This is a genomic window from Streptomyces sp. TLI_185 (genome assembly GCF_003814765.1).
GTDB lineage: Bacteria > Actinomycetota > Actinomycetes > Streptomycetales > Streptomycetaceae > Streptomyces.
This window is the reverse complement of the sequence record NZ_RKRB01000001.1, coordinates 1,819,768-1,838,004: the sequence shown is the minus strand read 5'-3', so window position 1 is coordinate 1,838,004 and position 18,237 is coordinate 1,819,768. Positions and strand designations below refer to the sequence as shown.

The 18,237-nt window shown below is 70.1% G+C and carries 14 protein-coding genes and 2 pseudogenes; 10 read left to right on the top strand and 6 right to left on the bottom strand.

Going from position 1 to position 18,237, the window contains the following annotated elements; translation table 11 throughout:
- The first annotated feature begins 72 nt into the window (after positions 1-72).
- The 10 genes from EDD92_RS08270 to EDD92_RS08225 all read left to right on the top strand — a co-directional run bounded on the left by EDD92_RS08270 (position 73) and on the right by EDD92_RS08225 (position 12,432).
- Positions 73-978 carry a LysR family transcriptional regulator gene (locus EDD92_RS08270; RefSeq protein WP_260327291.1) on the top strand — a complete coding sequence of 302 codons (906 nt, stop codon included), beginning with the start codon at positions 73-75 and terminating at the stop codon, positions 976-978.
- A 110-nt stretch (positions 979-1,088) separates the two neighbouring features.
- Positions 1,089-2,258 carry a CaiB/BaiF CoA-transferase family protein gene (locus tag EDD92_RS08265; RefSeq protein WP_221268101.1) on the top strand — a complete coding sequence of 390 codons (1,170 nt, stop codon included), beginning with the start codon at positions 1,089-1,091 and terminating at the stop codon, positions 2,256-2,258.
- Between the two features lie 27 nt (positions 2,259-2,285).
- Positions 2,286-3,056, top strand: coding sequence for a crotonase/enoyl-CoA hydratase family protein (locus EDD92_RS08260; RefSeq protein ID WP_123963701.1), 771 nt, complete (start codon positions 2,286-2,288; stop codon positions 3,054-3,056).
- A 27-nt stretch (positions 3,057-3,083) separates the two neighbouring features.
- Positions 3,084-3,848, top strand: coding sequence for an acetoacetate decarboxylase (locus tag EDD92_RS08255; protein ID WP_123963700.1), 765 nt, complete (start codon positions 3,084-3,086; stop codon positions 3,846-3,848).
- Positions 3,849-3,886: 38 nt separating this feature from the next.
- The gene (locus tag EDD92_RS08250) at positions 3,887-4,843 is read left to right on the top strand and encodes a 3-hydroxyacyl-CoA dehydrogenase NAD-binding domain-containing protein (protein ID WP_123963699.1); all 957 of its coding nucleotides are present in this window, start codon (positions 3,887-3,889) and stop codon (positions 4,841-4,843) included.
- On the top strand, positions 4,840-6,075 hold the full coding sequence (locus EDD92_RS08245; RefSeq protein ID WP_123963698.1) for an acyl-CoA dehydrogenase family protein: 1,236 nt from the start codon (positions 4,840-4,842) through the stop codon (positions 6,073-6,075). The genes EDD92_RS08250 and EDD92_RS08245 overlap by 4 nt, the downstream gene beginning before the upstream one ends.
- Positions 6,076-6,518: 443 nt before the next feature.
- Complete coding sequence (locus tag EDD92_RS08240; protein ID WP_123963697.1) at positions 6,519-7,988, top strand: class I adenylate-forming enzyme family protein; 1,470 nt, start codon at positions 6,519-6,521, stop codon at positions 7,986-7,988.
- Positions 7,989-8,007: 19 nt separating this feature from the next.
- Positions 8,008-9,750 (top strand): DUF3556 domain-containing protein, encoded by a 1,743-nt coding sequence (locus EDD92_RS08235; RefSeq protein ID WP_123963696.1) that lies wholly within the window; start codon positions 8,008-8,010, stop codon positions 9,748-9,750.
- A complete protein-coding gene (locus tag EDD92_RS08230) occupies positions 9,743-11,158 on the top strand; it encodes an NAD(P)/FAD-dependent oxidoreductase (protein WP_123963695.1) in 1,416 nt (471 codons plus the stop codon). The genes EDD92_RS08235 and EDD92_RS08230 overlap by 8 nt, the downstream gene beginning before the upstream one ends.
- Entirely contained in the window at positions 11,155-12,432 is a 1,278-nt protein-coding gene (locus tag EDD92_RS08225) for a CdaR family transcriptional regulator (RefSeq protein ID WP_185123963.1), read from the top strand. The genes EDD92_RS08230 and EDD92_RS08225 overlap by 4 nt, the downstream gene beginning before the upstream one ends.
- 24 nt (positions 12,433-12,456) lie before the next feature.
- Here the strand turns inward: EDD92_RS08225 and EDD92_RS08220 are convergent.
- The 6 genes and pseudogenes from EDD92_RS08220 to prpE all read right to left on the bottom strand — a co-directional run.
- A pseudogene (locus EDD92_RS08220) lies at positions 12,457-12,714 on the bottom strand (4-hydroxy-2-oxovalerate aldolase); the annotation flags it as partial.
- A 367-nt stretch (positions 12,715-13,081) separates the two neighbouring features.
- Positions 13,082-13,672, bottom strand: coding sequence for a TetR/AcrR family transcriptional regulator (locus tag EDD92_RS08215; RefSeq protein WP_123963693.1), 591 nt, complete (start codon positions 13,670-13,672; stop codon positions 13,082-13,084).
- Between the two features lie 165 nt (positions 13,673-13,837).
- The gene (locus EDD92_RS08210; protein ID WP_123963692.1) at positions 13,838-14,704 is read right to left on the bottom strand and encodes an alpha/beta fold hydrolase; all 867 of its coding nucleotides are present in this window, start codon (positions 14,702-14,704) and stop codon (positions 13,838-13,840) included.
- Positions 14,705-14,951: 247 nt separating this feature from the next.
- On the bottom strand, positions 14,952-15,803 hold the full coding sequence (locus EDD92_RS08205; RefSeq protein WP_123963691.1) for an alpha/beta fold hydrolase: 852 nt from the start codon (positions 15,801-15,803) through the stop codon (positions 14,952-14,954).
- A gap of 79 nt (positions 15,804-15,882) precedes the next feature.
- Positions 15,883-16,950 carry an alkene reductase gene (locus tag EDD92_RS08200; protein ID WP_123963690.1) on the bottom strand — a complete coding sequence of 356 codons (1,068 nt, stop codon included), beginning with the start codon at positions 16,948-16,950 and terminating at the stop codon, positions 15,883-15,885.
- A 465-nt stretch (positions 16,951-17,415) separates the two neighbouring features.
- Positions 17,416-18,203 (bottom strand): annotated as a pseudogene (gene prpE / locus EDD92_RS08195) (propionyl-CoA synthetase); the annotation flags it as partial.
- Positions 18,204-18,237 lie beyond the last annotated feature (34 nt).

Genomic DNA, 18,237 nt, shown 5'->3' with positions numbered 1-18,237 from the left:
TGGCAAGGAGCGCCGTCTTCGGCGCCCTTGCCGCCAGGGGCAGTTGACCTCGGTAGGGTGGCGGTCGTGGACATGCTGCACCTGCGTTACTTCGTCGCCGTGGCCGAAGAACTCAACTTCTCGCAGGCGGCACGCAGACTGCACATGGCAGCCTCCCCGCTGAGCCAGCGGATCAAGGATCTGGAACGCGAGCTCGGCCACGAGCTGTTCGAGCGCACCACCCACCGGGTCGACCTGACACCGGCGGGCGCCGCCCTGCTGCCGATGGCGCGCGACATCCTCGAGCGGGTCAACGCCATCCCGTGGCGGCTGGGCGAGGCGGTACGCCCGCGGCTGGACCGGCTGTTCATCGGGATGCCCGCCGGAGTGCACCCGCTGCTGCGGGAACGGGTGCTGATGCTGGAGGACGCCTGTCGGGAGGTGTGCGAGCTCAAGCGCTGGCCCGGCACATCGGCGGACCTGGCGGACGCGGTGCACGACGGACGGCTGGCGATGGCGCTGGCCCGGCTGCCGGTCTCCGACCCGGCGCTGGAGATCATCGAGGTGATGCACGAGCGGCTGGGGGCTGCGGTGCCGGCCGACCAGTTCGCGGGGCGGGAGTCGGTCACCCTCGAAGAGCTGGCCGATCTGTCCTATGTGGCGGTCCCGTACGACGCCACCCCCGCCTATTTCGAGGAAATCGACGCCCGACTGAATTCGATGGGCGTGAAGAAAAGAATCCGCATCAACATGGCGGATTATGCGGGCACCTCGGAATTGATTTCCTCGGGGATCGCTTTCTCGATGACCATGCTCTCGCCGGAGAGTCCGATGCACCTGTACCGGCTGGACAACGTGGCCGTACTGCCCGTGGACGGCTTCCAACCCGACCTGCCCACAGGGCTGTTGTTCCGCAAGGATCGGGCGGATGACGGCGGCGACCTGAGTGGCATCGCCGCCCGCGCGCGACAGATCTTCAGCGAGGTCATGGCCGTCTGACCGCTGCGGTCATACCCGTCTTCGCCAGTTGATCATTCCCTCTGAACTCGTTCACGCATAACGTCGGCGGTAGAAACATTCGCCATGAAATTACTGCGTGAACTGGAGTGATGATGGACATCACGGCCGCCGGCCCCACCGGACCGTTGGACGGAGTACGGGTGATCGATCTGTCCACGGTGGTGATGGGGCCCTATGCGACGCAGATCCTGGGCGACCTCGGTGCCGATGTCATCAAGATCGAGTCGCCGTCCGACACGGTACGGGTGGGCCCCTACCGCACCACGCCCGGCATGACCCCGCTCAACCTCAACGTCAACCGCAACAAGCGCAGCGTGGCGTTGAACCTGAAGGACGACACCGACCGGGCACGGGCCCTGGAACTGATCGACAGCGCCGACGTACTGGTCACCAACATGCGCCCTGGCGCGCTCGCCCGCCTCGGCCTCGGTCACGCCGACATCGCCGCCCGCAACCCGGGCCTGGTCTACGCCCACGCCCAGGGTTTTCGCAGCGACTCCGACCGGGCCGGCAACGCCGCCTACGACGAGACGGTGCAGGCCGCTTCCGGCCTGGTGGACGTGGCCAACCGAGCGCTGGGCACCCCGGCGTACCTGCCGACGATCATCGGCGACAAGGTCTGCGCGCTGACCATCGTCTACACGGTGCTCGCCGCGCTCGTCCACCGCTCCCGCACCGGCACCGGCCAGTACATCGAGATCCCGATGACCGACACGCTCATCGCCTTCAACCTCGTCGAGCACCTGGCGGGCCATGTCTTCGAGCCGCCGGAGGGCCCCACCGGGTTCCCGCTGTCGATGAAGCGGGGCCACCGCGCGGTACCCACCAAGGACGGCCTCGCCTGCGTCATCCCGTACAACCCGCAGAACTTCCGGGACTTCTTCCTCGCCGCCGGCCGCGCCGACCTCGCCACGGACCCGCGCGTCAACGGCGGGTCCATCGCCGACGACGACGTCGACGCGCTGATGGAACTGGTGGGGGAGTGCTCGCCGAGCCTGACCACCGAGGAGTGGGCATCGGTCTGCGCCAAGCACAGCATCCCGATGGCACCCGTGCTCGAACTCGACCGGGCCGCCGAGGACCCCTATGTGCGGGGCGGCCGGCTGCTCGACGTGGTCGACCACCCCAGCGAGGGCGCCATCCGCTCGATCGGCATCCCGGTGCGGTTCTCCGCCACCCCGGGATCAGTGCGCAGGCCCGCCCCGCTGCCCGGCCAGCACACCGACGAGGTCTTCCGGGAACTCACCGCCGACCGCTGACCCACCGTCACCCAAGGGACACACACCATGTACAGCACCACCGAGGTGCGGACCGAGAGCATCGGTTCCACCCTGCTCATCACCATCGACCGGCCCAAGGCGCGTAACGCGGTCGACGCGGCCGTCGCCGCCGGACTGTCCGCTGCACTGGACCACCTGGAGGCGGACCCCGCTCTGCGGGTCGGCGTACTCACCGGCGCCCAGGGCACGTTCAGTGCCGGGATGGACCTCAAGGCCGCGCTGGCCGGCGAGTCCCCCGAGATCCCGGGGCGCGGCTTCGGCGGTCTCACCCAGGCCCGCACGACCAAGCCGCTGATCGCCGCCGTAGAGGGCTGGGCCATGGGAGGCGGCTTCGAACTGGCCCTCGGCTGCGACCTGATCGTGGCCGCCGACGACGCCCGCTTCGGCCTCCCGGAAGTCAACCGCGGGCTGATCGCGGCGGGCGGCGGAGTGATCCGGCTGCCCAAGCGCATCCCGTACCACCTGGCGATGGAACTGCTGCTGACCGGCGAGCCCATCTCCGGCGAACGCGCCGGACACCTCGGCATCGCCAACCATGTGGTCTCGGCCGGAGAGACCGTCGCCACCGCAATGCGACTGGCCGAGCGGATCGCACAGAACGCCCCCCTGGCCCTGGCCGCCGTCAAGGAACTCGTCCGCACCGCCGACGGCGCCCCACAGGAGGCGGCGTTCGCCGCGCAGACGCAGGTGATGGCCGCTCTCGCCGCCTCCGCCGACGTACGCGAGGGCATGACCGCCTTCACCGAACGCCGCCCCCCGGTCTGGCAGGGCCGGTAGGACCAGGACCCCGAGGGAGAACACACCATGAACCAGCAGGACGTGCCCCGGCACATCGCGACGCCGCTGGCCAACCCGGCCTATCCACCGGTCGTGCCGCGCTTCACCAACCGCGAGTACCTCAACATCGTCTACCGCACCGACTACGAGGCACTGCGCGCCGTCGTACCCGAACCGCTGGAGATCGACGAGCCGTTGGTGCGCTTCGAGGTCATGCGCATGGGCGACGTCAGCGGCTACGGGCCGTACACCGAGTCGGGCCAGGCCATCCCGGTCCGCCACGAGGGCGAGCGGGGCGAGTATCTGCACGCCATGTACCTGGACAACCTTCCGGCCATCACGTCCGGCCGTGAGGCCAGTGCCTATCCGAAGACGGCCGGGTCGCCCGCCCTGTACGTCGACCACGGTGCGCTGGTCGGGGTCCTCGACGTCGGCACCCTGCGGGTGGCGACCGCGACGATGGGCTACAAGCACTACGAGTTGTCGGTCGAGGAGGCCGTGGCGCAGGTCGGTGTGCCGACCTACATGCTCAAGCTGGTCCCGGGGTTCGACGGGGCGCCGCAGGTCGCGCAGTTGGTGCGCACCGAGATCACCGACATCACCGTGAAGGGCGCCTGGACCGGCCCCGCCCGGCTGGAGCTGTTCGCGCACGCCCTGGCACCGCTGGCCGATCTACCGGTCCGCGAGATCGTCTCCGCCAGCCACATCCTGACCGATCTGACCCTGGCGCCGGTCAAGCCCGTCCATGACTACCTGGCCCACCCAGCCGACCCCGCCCGCTTCGCGCGGTGAGCACGACCAAGGCCACGGACGCAGAGAGAAGACATGTGATGACCAAGCCCTTCACCACCGCCGCGGTCGTCGGCGCCGGCACGATCGGTCTGTCCTGGGCCGCGCTCTTCGCCGGCCACGGGATGCGGGTACGGATCACCGACCCGCGGCCGGACCTGGCCGACGCGGTCGCCGAGGCACTCGATCAGGCCGCCGGCCATCTGTCCGCACAGGGCCTGGACGTGAGCGGCCTCGCCGAGCGGGTGCACATCGCCGAGGACCTCGCCGACGCGGTGCGCGACGCCGACGTCGTGCAGGAGAACGGCCCGGAGAACGTCCCCTTCAAGCGGAAGCTGTTCAGCGACCTGGTCGCCGCCGCCCCCGCGCACGCGCTGCTGCTCAGCTCCTCCTCGGCGATCCCGTCGACTGCGTTCACCGACACCATCGAGGACGCCGGCCGCGTCCTGATCGGCCACCCCTTCAACCCGCCGCACCTGATCCCGCTGGTGGAGGTGGTGCCAGGAGAGCGCACCTCCGAGGAGAGCGTGGCGCGGGCCGTGGAGTTCTACCGCTTCGTCGGCCGCGTTCCCGTCGTAGAACGCAAGGAGATCCCCGGGTTCGTCGGCAACCGCCTGCAGAACGCCCTCAGCCGGGAGGCGATCTACCTCGTCGAGCAGGGCGTCGTCAGCCCGGCGGAACTGGACACCGTGATGGTGAACTCCCTCGGGCTGCGCTGGGCGACGGTGGGGCCGTTCCTCGGTGCGCACCTCGGCGGCGGCCCCGGAGGCTACCGGCACATGGCCGAGCACATCGGCGTGTCGATGCAGAAGATGTGGGACTCGCTCGGCCGCCCCGAGCAGAGCCCCGACCAGACCGAACGACTCGTCGCGGCCGTCGAGGACGCCTACGGCTCCCGCTCCTACGCCGACCTCAGCCGGGAACGCGACGCCCGGCAGATCGCCGTGCTGTCCGCCCGCGACAGCGCCACCAGCATGAAGAAGGAGACCCGCTCATGACCGCCGTACTGCCCGAAAAGGGTTCCAGGAAGGCTTCCGACATCGCTTCCGCCGACGACCGTTTGGCCGCGGACTTCTACGACGTCGAGTCGCTGCTGCCGCCGCACGAGCGGGAACTGCTGCTGCGTGCCCGGGCGTTCATGCGCAGCGAGGTCAAGCCGCTGGTCAACGAGTACTGGGCCAAGGGGGAGTTCCCCCGCGAACTCATCGGCAAATTCGGCGAACTCGGACTCGCCGGTGTCCCCTACGAGGGCTACGGCGATCCCGCACCGGCCGGGAGCAACCTGCTGGTCGGCATGCTGTCGATGGAATACACCCGCACCGACGCCTCCAGCGCCACCTTCTTCGGCGTGCACAGCGGTCTGGCGATGTACAGCATCTACCGGGGCGGCGACCAGGAGCAGCGGGACCGCTGGCTGCCGGCGATGGCCGCGCTGGACACCATCGGCGCCTTCGCGATGACCGAACCGCTCGGCGGCTCCGACGTCGCCGGAGGCATGCGGACCACCGCCCGCTGGGACGGCGAGAACTGGGTGCTCAACGGCGCGAAGCGGTGGATCGGCAACGCGACCTTCGCCGACCTGGTGGTGGTCTGGGCCCGTGACGAGGCGGACGACAAGGTCAAGGGCTTCGTGGTGGAGAAGGGCACCCCGGGATTCTCCCCGGTCAGGATCGAGAACAAGATCGCGTTCAGGATCGTGGAGAACGCCGAGATCACTCTGACCGACGTCAAGGTGCCCGAAGCCAACCGGCTGCAACGCATCGACTCCTTCCGCGACGTGGCGGAGATCCTCCGCGCCACCCGCAGCGGGGTCGCCTGGCAGGCCCTCGGGGTGATGATCGGCGCCTACGAGCTGGCGCTGGACTACGCCAAGCAGCGCCGCCAGTTCGGCCGCCCGATCGCCCGGTTCCAGATGGTGCAGGACCTGCTGGTCAAGAGCCTCGGCAACATCACCGCCTGCTGGGGCATGTTGGTCCAGCTCGCCCGGCTGCAGGACGCGGGCGTCTTCCGCGACGAGCACTCCTCCTTGGCGAAGGCTTTCGTCACCTCACGGATGCGCGAAGTGGTGGGGTGGTGCCGGGAGATCTTCGGCGGCAACGGCATCGTCCTCGACTACGACATCGCCCGGTTCTTCGCCGACGCCGAGGCGATCTACTCCTTCGAGGGCACCCGCGAGATGAACACCCTCATCGTCGGCAAGGCCGTCACCGGCGAGAGCGCCTTCGTCTGACAGCCTCTCCCACAGCGCCGCGCCGGCTCCGAGTGCAGTGTTCCTCGGGGTCGGCGCGGACCAGTGTGCACACGCTGCCACGGCCGGAAGCGCACTCGTGTCGGCCCGGCCGGGCGGGTTTTGTGCTCGTACTGCTTCGGCCCCGGAGTTGCGCTCGTACGTGCCCGGCCACGTTCCGCCGGTCCCCGGGAGCCCCGCTCGGGTCGCCTCGGCCGGAGCGGAGCGCCTCGACGCCGGCGCGCGTACGCGCGTACCGGGGCCGCCCGAAACCCTGCCTGTGCGCAGCGCACAAGTGCCGCGCCCAGCATCGTCGCCCGCGCCCATGGGCCCGGAGCACCGCCGATTCGTACCGTCTCTCCTCACGCACCGGACATCCGTCCCGCCTTCCCCGGGACGCGCACCCCGTCCGGCCGACGTCCGTCGACGCACTTCGAGGAGCCGACATGCACATCGCGGAACTGCCAGACCTGCGGGCCCGGCAGGACACGGACGGTCCCTGCATCACTGACGATGTGTCAACTCTCGACAACACGGCGTTCCTTCGCCGGATCCGGCAAGCTGCGGCGGCCCTGCGGTCGCGCGGCCTCGGACGCGGCGACGTGGTCGCGCTGCTGCTGCCCAACACGGTGGACTTCGTCGTCGTACTGTTCGCCGCCTGGCGACTCGGCGCGGCGGTGACCCCGGTCAACCCGGCGCTGACCGAGCCCGAGGTGCGTTACCAGCTCGGCGACGCGGATGCCACCGTGGTGGTCACCGCCGAGCCGTCGCCGCTCACCGGGGCGGTCACGGTGGCCGAGTTGGCCGCCGGGCCCGAAGACACGGCCGCACCGGAGACGGACGCGGACGCGCTCGCCCTGCTGATCTACACCAGCGGCAGCACCGGGCGCCCCAAGGGCGTGATGCTCGACCACGCCAACCTCGCCGCCATGGCGGGGATGATGATCGGCGCCGCCCGGCTGTCCGAGACCGACCACAGCCTGCTGATCCTGCCGTTGTTCCACGTCAACGGCATCGTGGTCGGCGTGCTGTCCCCGCTGCTGGCCGGCGGACAGGTCACGGTGGCCGGACGGTTCCGGGCCGAGACCTTCTTCGACCAGGTCGCCACGGTCCGCCCGACCTGCTTCTCCGCGGTCCCGGCGATCTACTCGATGCTCACCGAACTGCCCGACCGGACACTGCCCGACACGTCCTCGGTGCGCTTCGCCGCTTGTGGTGCGGCCCCGATGCCCGCCGCCCTCATCGAGCGGTTCGAGCGCCGCTACCGCATCCCGATCCTGGAGGGCTACGGCCTGTCCGAGGGCACCTGCGCCTCCACCACCAACCCGCTCGACGGCCCGCGCAAGCCGGGCACGGTCGGACTGCCGCTGCCCGGCCAGCAGGTCGCCGTGATGGATCCGCAGGGCCGGATCATGCCGGCCGGAGTGACCGGTGAGGTGGTCGTGCGCGGGCCCAATGTGATGCGTGGCTATCTGGGCCGCCCGGAGGAGACCGCCCGCACCGTGGTGGGCGGCTGGCTGCACACGGGCGATGTCGGCCGTCTCGACGAGGACGGCTATCTGGTCCTGGTCGACCGCATCAAGGACATGATCATCCGGGGTGGGGAGAACATCTACCCCAAGGAGATCGAGACCGTCCTCGGCGACCATCCCGATGTCCTCGAAGCCGCCGTGGTGGGCGCCGCCGACGAGCGGCTCGGCGAGGTACCGGTGGCCTTCGTGGCCCTGCGCACGGACGCGACCGCAGACCCCGGCGACCTGCTGGAACACTGCCGGACCCGGCTGGCCAGGTTCAAGGTGCCCACCGGGATCACCCTCGTCGACCGGCTGCCGAGGAATCCCGTCGGCAAGACGGACAAGCCCGCACTGAGGGCCAGGACCGCCGACGTCACCACCGCCTTCACCACGGCCGGCTGAGCGGGAACGGGAGGCAGTCATGGGGTTCCTCGCACCGGACACGGCGGACATCGACGTACAGCAGTGGCGCACCCGCCCCTACCACCAACGCATCAGGCCGCTGGCCCAGCACTGGGCCCTGCACGGCTTCGGCACCCCCGGCATCGTGCACCTGCTGTACCTGGTGAAGATCACCGCGTACGCCCTCGGCGGCATCGCGGTCGTCTCCGCGACCCCCGGCGTCGGCGGCATCACGGACTTCGGTTCCTGGTGGGCGGAGCCGATCGTCTATCAGAAACTCGTCGTCTGGACGCTGTTGTACGAGATCCTCGGCCTCGGCTGCGGCTCGGGCCCGCTCAGCTCACACTTCCTGCCGCCGGTCGGCGCCTTCCTGCACTGGCTGCGCCCGGGCACCGTGCGGCTGCCTCCGTGGCCGGGCAGGATCCCGTTCACCTCCGGGACGCGACGTACGGCCGCGGATGTGACTCTGTACGCCGCGCTGTTGGGAGCGGCGGTGTGGCTGCTGTGCTCCCCCGGCGATGCGGGCGCGGGCGGCGTGCCGGCGCCTTGGCGCGTGGCCGTGCTCGCGGTGCTGCTCGCGCTGCTCGGGCTGCGTGACAAGACCGTGTTCCTCGCCGCCCGCGCGGAGCACTACGGGCTGACGCTGCTGGTCTTCCTCTTCCCGGTGAGCGACCAGAGCGCCGCGCTGAAACTGGTCATGCTCGCCCTGTGGTGGGGCGCCGCGTCCTCCAAGCTCAACCGCCACTTCCCGTTCGTGGTGGCGGTGATGATCAGCAACAGCCCGCTGCGCCCGGCCTGGTTCAAGCGCCGCCTGTACCGCAACTACCCCGACGATCTCAGGCCGTCCGCCCTCGCCGCCGCGGCCGCGCACGGCGGCACGGTCGTCGAGTACGTGGTGCCCCTGATCCTGGTGCTGTCCCACGGCGGGATCGTCACCACGATCGCCTTGACCGTGATGATCGTCTTCCATCTGCACATCATGTCGACGTTCCCGATGGGCGTGCCGCTGGAGTGGAACGTCTTCTTCATCTACTCCGCGCTCGTCCTCTTCGGCCACGACGCCGCTGTCGGCGCCTTCGCCCTGCACTCCCCGCTTCTGGCCGCGGTGCTGGTACTGAGCCTTGTGGTGGTCCCGGTGCTCGGCCACGTCCGCCCCGACCTGGTGTCGTTCCTGCCCTCGATGCGCTACTACGCCGGCAACTGGGCCACCAGCCTGTGGTGCTTCCGCAAGGGCACCGAGCACCGGCTCAACGAGTACATCGTCAAAGCGTCCGCTCTGCCCGTCGACCAGCTCACCCGCCTGTACGGCACCGAGGCCGCCGACCTCGTGCTGCACCAGGGGCTGGCCTGGCGTGCGATGCACAGCCACGGCCGGGCACTGATCGGACTGCTGCCACGGGCCGTGGACGACGTGGAGTCCTACGATGTGCGGGAGGGCGAGATGGTGGCGGGAGCGGTCCTCGGCTGGAACTTCGGCGACGGCCATCTGCACGACGAGCAGCTGATGGCCGCCGTACAGCAGCGGTGCGGCTTCGCGCCGGGCGACCTGCGCGTCGTCCTGCTCGAGTCCCAGCCGACGCACCGCGGGCGCCAGCACTACCGCATCGTGGACGCGGCGACCGGCCTGATCGAGGAGGGCTACGTGAACGTACGGGAGATGGTGATCCGGCAGCCCTGGCTCGACGACGAGACGCCGACGATTCCCGTCGAGCCCGCCCGGGCACCGCGACCGGCGACCGAGGTGGCGGCCGCGCATGAGTGACGCGATCGTGGTGGGGGCCGGCCCGAACGGGCTGGCCGCCGCCGTCGCCCTGGCCCAGCGAGGCCTGAAGGTGACCGTCCTGGAGGCCGCCGACGAGATCGGCGGAGGCACCCGCACCAGCGAGCTGACTCTGCCCGGACTGCTGCACGACCACTGCTCCGCAGTCCACCCGCTGGGCGTCGGCTCGCCGTTCCTGCGGACCCTCGGCCTGGAACGGTACGGCGTCGAGTGGGCGTGGCCCGAGATCGATCTGGCACACCCGCTGGACGGCGGGCGGGCCGGGGTGCTGGTCCGCTCCATGGAGGCGACCGTGCGCGGACTCGGCGCGGACGGCCCGGCCTGGCAGCGGCTGTTCGCCCCGCTGGCCGCCGACTTCGACGCCCTGATCGAGGATGTGCTGCGCCCGATTGCTCATCTGCCCGCCCACCCGGTGGCACTGGCCCGCTTCGGACTGAGGGCGCTGCAGCCGGCCACGGCGGTGGCCCGGCGCTGGCGTACCGAGGAGGCCAGGGCACTGTTCGCGGGAGCGGCGGCGCATCTGATGTATCCACTGACCGGGCCGGCCAGTTCCGCGGTCGGGCTGATGCTCATCGGCGCCGCCCACCACTTCGGCTGGCCGGTCGCCCGCGGCGGATCGCGGACCATCACCGACGCGCTGGCCGCACTCCTCACCAAGCTCGGCGGCACCATCGAAACGGGCGTACAGGTGGACTCCCTGGCCCAACTCGCCCCCGCCCGGCTCGTCATGCTCGACACTGCGCCCGGCGCGGCGGCCCGCATCTGCGGCGACCGGCTGCCCGGCCGAGTGCGCCGGGCCTACCAGGGCTGGCGGCACGGCCCGGCGGCGTTCAAGGTGGACCTCGCCGTCCAGGACGGCATCCCCTGGACCCATGAGGCATGCCGCCGCGCCGGCACCGTGCACCTGGGCGGCACCCTGGAGGAGGTCGTCCGCACGGAGGCGCAGACCGCCGGTGGGCGGATGCCCGAGCGCCCGTTCGTCCTGGTCGGCCAGCAGTACCTGGCCGACCCCGGCCGCTCCCGCGGCGACGTCCACCCGGTCTGGGCATACGCGCACGTCCCGCACGGTCACCCCGGCGACGCGACCGAGGCGGTGCTGCGCCAGATCGAGCGGTTCGCCCCGGGCTTCAGGGAGCGGATCGTGGGCCTTGCGGTGCGCTCGACCACCGAACTGGCCCGCTACAACGCGAACTTCATCGGAGGTGACATCGTCGCCGGCGCCAACACCGCACGGCAGGTCACGCTGCGCCCCCGCCTGGCCGCCGACCCCTACAGCACCGGCATCCCGGGCGTCTACCTGTGCTCGGCGGCCACCCCGCCCGGCGCCGGCGTGCACGGCATGTGCGGTGCGAATGCCGCCCGTTCCGCGCTGCGGTACCTGGCCCGGTGAACGGCCCCACGCAACAGTCGGCAGGCGAGGCACCCGATCCGGTCGTCCTCGCGGCCCAGGTCGTGCAGACCAACCGGGACGAGTTCATCGCCAAACTGGTCGCCACCACCGAGGCGGAGATATCCCAGCTGGAACACGACGAGCCGCTGCACGGACTCCTGGAAGCCAGCATCACCGAGAACATCGTCACCGCCCTGCACGTGATCATCAACCGTATCGACCCGCTGACCGTGGACGCACCCGCCTCGGCCATCTCCTACGCCCGCCGGCTCGCCCAACGCGACGTGCCGCTCTCGGCCTTGCTGCGCGCCTACCGCCTGGGCCATGCGCAGAGCCTGGACCTCGTCCTCGGGGAGGCGGTCCGACTCGGTCTGCCGGACCCGGCCGGCACCGTCATCGCCCTCGTCCAGGTCACCTCCGCCTACCTGGACCGGGTCTGCGACCAGATCGGCCGCGCCTACGAGGAGGAACGCGAACGGTGGGTGGGCACCCGAGGTGTGCTGCGCCAGTACTGGGTGGGCCAGCTCCTCGACAACCCACGGGTCGACCTACGGCAGGCCGAGACCGCCCTCGACTACCCGTTGTCCGGCAGCCACCTGGCCGTCGAGTGCTGGCGCCACGGCAGCGAGGCGGCCACCGCCACCGATACCGTCGCCGTCTTCGACCGGCTGGCCTCACTGCTGCACACCGTGCTGCGCGCCCAGGGCCGCCCCCTGCTCGTGCACACCGACGAGGCCCACGCCCGGATCTGGCTTGCCGTCAGGCCCGACTGCCACGTGGACCCCGACACGATCGCCGCCGAACTGGGCGACGCCGCGCTGCCGGTGCGGGCCGCCCTCGGCATCGTCCGCCCGGGACTCGACGGCTTCCGCCGCAGCACGCGCGCCGCCGCCCGTACCAAGGCCCTCGCCCTGTCCGCGGGGCCCGGCGCCCCTCGCGTGGTCGCCTTCGCCCGTGTCGCCCCTGTCGCCCTCCTGGTCGACGAACCCCGCGAACTGGCCGACTTCGTCTCCGACAGCCTCGGCGACCTCGCCGTGGACGACCCCCGCTGTGAACTCCTGCGTGAGACGCTCCGCCTCTTCCTCGCCACCAACCGTAGCTACGCCGCCACCGCGGAGGAGCTGATGGTCCACCGCAACACCGTCCACTACCGCGTCCAGCGGGCCGTCGACCACTACCACCTCAACCTGGACGCCGACGCCTTCGACCTCCACTTCGCCCTCACCGTCTGCCACTGGCACGGGGCGAAGGTCCTCCGCCGCAAGCCACGGTGACGAGGCGCGATTGCCGGAGGCGACGCGGGCGACGGGGTCCAGCGTGATGTCGGTGATCATGTCTTCTGGCCGCCGACCATGCCCGGCGTCCGACCCCGACCAGGATGGAGCGGGTGTCGAGGCCGCACCGGACGACGGCGGTCTCGGCGTGGCGCAGGAAGCTGGAGTACACCCCGGGGTATCCGAGGCTGGGGGTCTCGCGGTCCACCCGGACCTCACGGTCCTGCAGCGGTCGCCGAGATCGTCGGCGGCGTCCATCAGCGGGAAGTGGTCGCAGGCGTGCGAGGTATGTCCTTATCGTTGCTTCTCTGGCGCTTCTCCGGTGGCATACAGCACGTACAACCCGACTCGTCTGTCGGCTCGCATATCGGCAGGTCAGGGGTGTGTCCACTTGCGGTGAACGTTTCGGTGGGGTCGGATCCGGGTTGATTCCGCGTTCAAAATCCGGCTCCCGACGGGCCCACGTGCTGTAGAGCTCCCTGGCGATAGCGCTCTGACCAGGAGCTTCCTTGAGCAGAGACGGAAACGACAACACGCCGCCAGGGGGCGTCAGGCTCAGAGTGCGGTCCGTCGGCGGGAAGCCCTCGGCGGGGCTGAGGAGAACGCACCGGGGTGTCTCCGCGATGGGTCGTGCTGGTGATGCGGTGCGTCAGCTGACCTGCTCGGCGGTGCCGAGCAGTGCCAGGGCGTTGTCGATGCCCTGCGCGAGGAGTACGTCGGCGAGTCGCCGGTCGGCCAGAGCTCGGGAGAGCTGCAGTGTCCCGGCCATCATGGCGAGGAGGCTGAGTGCCTGCACGCGCACCGAGAGCGGGTCGTGGGGCGCCATGCGGGCGGCGATACCGTCGATGAGCGTCAGCACGCCGCCGGTGTAAGCCTGCCTGGTCGTGTCCGTGCAGCGCGCGATCTCATCCAGCAGGGCGGCGTTGGGGCAGCCGTCCTCCGGGCTGTCGCGGTGCCGGACGGACAGGTACCAGCCCACGATCTGATCGAGTCCGGCGCGACCGGGCGCCGCTTGCGCGACGACGTTCGCGTTCTGCGCGCGCAGTTGGTCGGCGACCGCGGTGGCGACAAGGTCCTCCTTGGACGCGAAGTGGGTGTAGAAGGCGCCGTTGGTGAGCCCGGCGTCCGCCATGAGCGTTGCGACTCCGGAGCCGTCGATACCGTCTCGCTTGAACCGGCGGCCGGCCGTCTCGACGATTCGCTGCCTTGTCGCCTGCTTGTGCTCTTTCCCGTATCGCACCCCAGCACTCCTGTCCTCACTGGAAGGGCGGCCTTTCCCCCACGGTCCCTCGGTTGTCCGAGTCCGCCTCTACCGCCAGAACGTTTGGCGCGAGCCACTTGTCCAGAGGGCTTCTCGGCCCTGGGCAACGTCCTCGGGTCACGCGCCGGCTGCGTTTCGCGCCTGCTACCGGTCGAGGAACTCGTTGGCTGTCTTCACGAACTGGTCGTGGAACTGGAAGATGCCGCCGTGACCCGCGTCGGGGTAGACCACCAGCTCGGCGTTGGGCAGGCGCCGGGCCATGTCGTGCGAGTTCTTCGTCGGCACCATCCTGTCGCTCTCGCCGTTCGCGACGAGCACGGGCTGGTGGATTACGGAGAGGTCGTGGGGCTGCTCCAGGCCCCAGCGGTGGATGGCCTTGAGCTGGTTGCTGTACGCGATGGGGGAGATCGACTTGTCCCGGTCCGCGGTGCGCTCCTTGAGGCGGGCCAGGAACTCCTTGCCGGCTCGGCGCCCGTTGGCGGTGCGGGTGAAGAAGAGGAACTGCTTGGGGTCCTGGAGGGTGAACAGTGCCCGGACGGTGTCGAGGTGGGACAGCATCGTCACGTTCTTGATGCCCTCGCCCCCGGCGGGACCGGTGCCCGAAAGGATCAGCTTGCGGACGAGTTGCGGGTCGGTCTGCACGATCACCTGGGCGATCATGCCGCCCATCGAGAAGCCGTGGATGTCGACGTGTTCGAGCCCGAGGGCCCGGATGAAGGTGACGGCGTCCTTCGCCATCTCCTGGATGGTGCGGGGCGTGGAACCGCTGGAGGCGCCGACGCCCCTGTTGTCGAACGTGATGACGTGGCGCTTGGCGGCAATGCCGTCGACGACCCGGGGATCCCAGTTGTCGAGCACCGCGGCGAGGTGGGTGATGAAGACCACCGGAGTGCCGGACCGGGGGCCGAGCTCGCGGTAGGCGAAGGTCACTCCACCGGCGGTGAGGGTGCGGGTCGGTGCGTCCTTGTAGAACGTCACCACGTCGTTGCGTGCTTCCTGCTTGTCATTCATGTCCGTGTCCTTCTTTGTGAGGGTTTGTGGCGGCGCTGTGCGCCAGTTTCCTCTTCTGGGAGAGGGGTGCGCTGCGACGTCGAGCCTGGTGCGCTTGCGCATCGATGATTGAAGTATGACCGTAATTCTATGAGGCCGCAAGGTGTGCGGGGAACGAGCAAAAGCCGAAGCCGAATTGGCGCTGATATGCCGTGGCCGGGGCGGGTGCCGCCCCACATGGCCGTGGGATGGCACCCGCCCCGGTGTGTCAGGCGGCGAGGAAGCTGGTCACCTGGGTGGTGAACTCCTTGGCGCGCTGGAAGAGGAAGGCGTGGCCGGCGCCGGTGTAGAGGACGAGGGTGGCGTCGGCGAGGTGCTGCACCGCCACGTAGGAGGCGTGGGCGGGGATCATCACGTCCTGCGTGCCGTTGGCGTACAGGACGGGGTGCTGGATGGCCTCCAGTTCCGCCCGTACCTCATCGAAGGGGGCTGCCAGAAGCTGGGCCGCCGCGGTGAGCATGCCCTGCGCCGCCGTCTCGGAGACCGCGGGGCCGCCGGCGGCGAGCCGGGTCGAGACGTGGGCGAAGTGCTCGTGCCCTGATGCACGGGCCGTGTCCGTCTCGGGGTAGAAGAGGTAGAGCATGTCCTCCAGGTCGGCGTCGGGCTTGGCCATGATGCCCAGGACCTTCTCGCTGAAGGGCGGCGCATCGGGTACCCAGCCGGCCGGGCCGCTGCCTGCCACGATGAGCTTGCGCACCAGCTCGGGGCGTCGCACGGCCACGCGCTGGGCCACGATGCCGCCCAGTGACCAGCCGAGCAGGTCGGCCTGAGCGAGGCCGAGCGCCTCGATGAACTCGATGGCGCCCTCGGCGAATCCGTCGAGGGAGTCGCGCGGCTCGCCGTCGGTGTGGCCGACGCCGACGTTGTCGAAGACGATCACGTCGTGCTCGGCGGCCAGGTAGTCCAGGAACTCCGGGTCCCACCAGTCGATGGTGCCGCGGAAGCGGTTCAGCAGGACGAGCGGAACTCCGCCCTGCGGGCCCATCCGCCGGTAGGTGAACGTCGCGGAGGCCCCCTTCACGGAAAGGTCCTCGGCTTGGTCTGCCAGGTACGTGCTCATGATGTTCTTCTCTCGTGGGCTGTGTGATGCAGGGCGGTCGGGGCGCTGAGGGGCCCCGGGCTGCTCTCGTGGCGTTTTCTCAGCCGGTGTGGGTGGGGTAGTCGGTGTAGCCGGCCGCACCGCCGCCGTAGAAGGTGTCCGGGTCGGGAGCGTTGAGGGGCGCGCCGGAGCGGACGCGCTCGACGAGGTCGGGGTTGGCGAGGGCGAGTGAGCCGACGGTGATGACGTCGGCCAGTCCGTCTTCGACGTCCTTGGCCCGGGTGGGGATGTCGGTTCCGGCGCGGTTGAGCAGGAGCGTGGTCGGCCACAGCTTGCGCAGGGTGTGCAGGAGGTCGTCGTCGCCGGCGTGGCCGATGTGCAGGTAGGCGAGGTCGAGCGGGGCGAGGGCCTGTACGAGGGCCGGGTACAGCTCGTCGGTGTCGCTCTCCACCAGGTCGTTGATCTTGAAGGGGTTGCCGGGAGAGATCCGGATGCCGGTGCGGCCGGCGCCGATCTCGTCGGCCACGGCGGTGGCGACCTCCACGGCGAAGCGGATGCGGTTGTCGATGGAGCCGCCGTAGCGGTCGGTGCGCTGGTTGGTGTGGGTGGAGAGGAACTGGTGCACCAGGTAGCCGTTGGCACCGTGGATCTCCACACCGTCGGCGCCGGCGGCGATGGCGGCCGCGGCGGCGCGGCGGAAGTCGTCGACGGTCGCGGTGACTTCCTCGGTGGACAGTGCGCGAGGCTCCGGCATCTCCTGCAGGCCGGATGCGGTGAAGGTGACGCCGGCCGGCTTGATCGCGGAGGGGGCTACGGGCTGTCGGCCGTGGGGGGTGTTGTCGGGGTGGGAGATGCGTCCGACGTGCATGAGCTGGATGACGATGCGTCCGTCGGCGGCGTGTACGGCGTCGGTGACCTTGCGCCAGCCGGCGATGTGCTCCTCGGTGTAGATGCCGGGGGTGACCGGGTATCCCTGTCCGTCGGCCGAGGGCTGGGTGCCCTCGGTAATGAGGAGGGCGTGGGAGGCGCGCTGGGCGTAGTACTCGGCGTTCAGCTCGGTCGGTACCCCTTCCGGGGTGGATCGGCTCCGTGTCAAAGGCGCCATTGCCAGCCGGTGCGGCAGCGGGATGTCTCCGGCGAATGTCGGGTTCCACAGGGCGTTGAGCATGAATTGTCCTCAAGTTTCATGGGGGCTTGGCCATGAGGGGTGATGGCCGGCCACGAACAGCGCGTCGGCAGGGCCGGAGGGGAGTGGGGAGGCCGAAGGCTTCCTGCCTTCGAAGTCCGCTGATGTCCCGTCACGAGAGCCGCCGACCGGGTCGGCCCGCCCTTCGAGCGCATTGGATTACGTTCATAATACTATGCAGGAGGTATCCGCGGAGCGCAAGTGGGTGGGTCTCTGCGGCGGTGGAGTGGGCTGTGGTGCGCAGGGGCGAGAGCGCAGGACAGGCGAACAGGCGGGCAGTACGAGACGACCTGTTACGAAACGGGCAGTCGCGAGAAGGCGGGCCGTCTCTTCAGAGGGGAGGCATCACGGCCCGAACGAGAGGCAACCCTGTGCCGGTCCGGACTCAACTCCCGCGGAAGACGATCCTTCCGGCCTCACCCGGTGCGGCGGCCAGACGACTGATGCTCAGGGCGTACGGCGGAGTACCGGGCGCAGGTCCTCGATGACGTTCGGGTCGTCGACCGTGGAGGGGATGGGTTCGTCGAGGCCGTCGGCGATGCCGCGCATGGTCTTGCGCAGGATCTTTCCGGAGCGGGTCTTGGGCAGGGCCGGTACGACGGCGACGTCCTTGAGGGAGGCGACGGCGCCGATGTGTTCGCGGACGAGCTGGACGAGTTCGGCCTCGACCTCGGCCGGTTCGCGGGCGGTGCCCGCCTTCAGGACGACGAGGCCGCGCGGGATCTGTCCCTTGAGGGCGTCGGCGACGCCGATCACGGCGCACTCGGCGACGTCGGGGTGGGTGGCCAGGACCTCTTCCATGCTGCCGGTGGACAGCCGGTGGCCGGCGACGTTGATGACGTCGTCGGTGCGGCCCATGACGAAGACGTAGCCGTCGGCGTCGATGTGCCCGCTGTCGCCGGTGAGGTAGTAGCCGTCGAAGGCCGCGAGGTAGGAGCCGATGAAGCGCTCGTCGTCGTTCCAGAGGGTGGGCAACGCTCCGGGCGGCAGGGGGGAGCTCGACGACGATCGCGCCGTCGACGCCGGGCGGCGCGGGCCGACCGGAGGGGTCGACGACGCGGACGTCCCAGGGGCCACTTGCTCGTCGCCGAAGGCGGCTTGCCCGGCAGCGGACGGGTGGGCGAACCGGGTTTGACCGGGGCGGCCTCGATGCCGATCGGGTTGACGACGATGGGCCAGCCGGTCTCCGTCTGCCACCAGTGGTCGATCACCGGGATGTCCAGCAGGGCGCCACTGTGGGGGTTCCGCCGGCCTGCTGCTCCGGCTTCC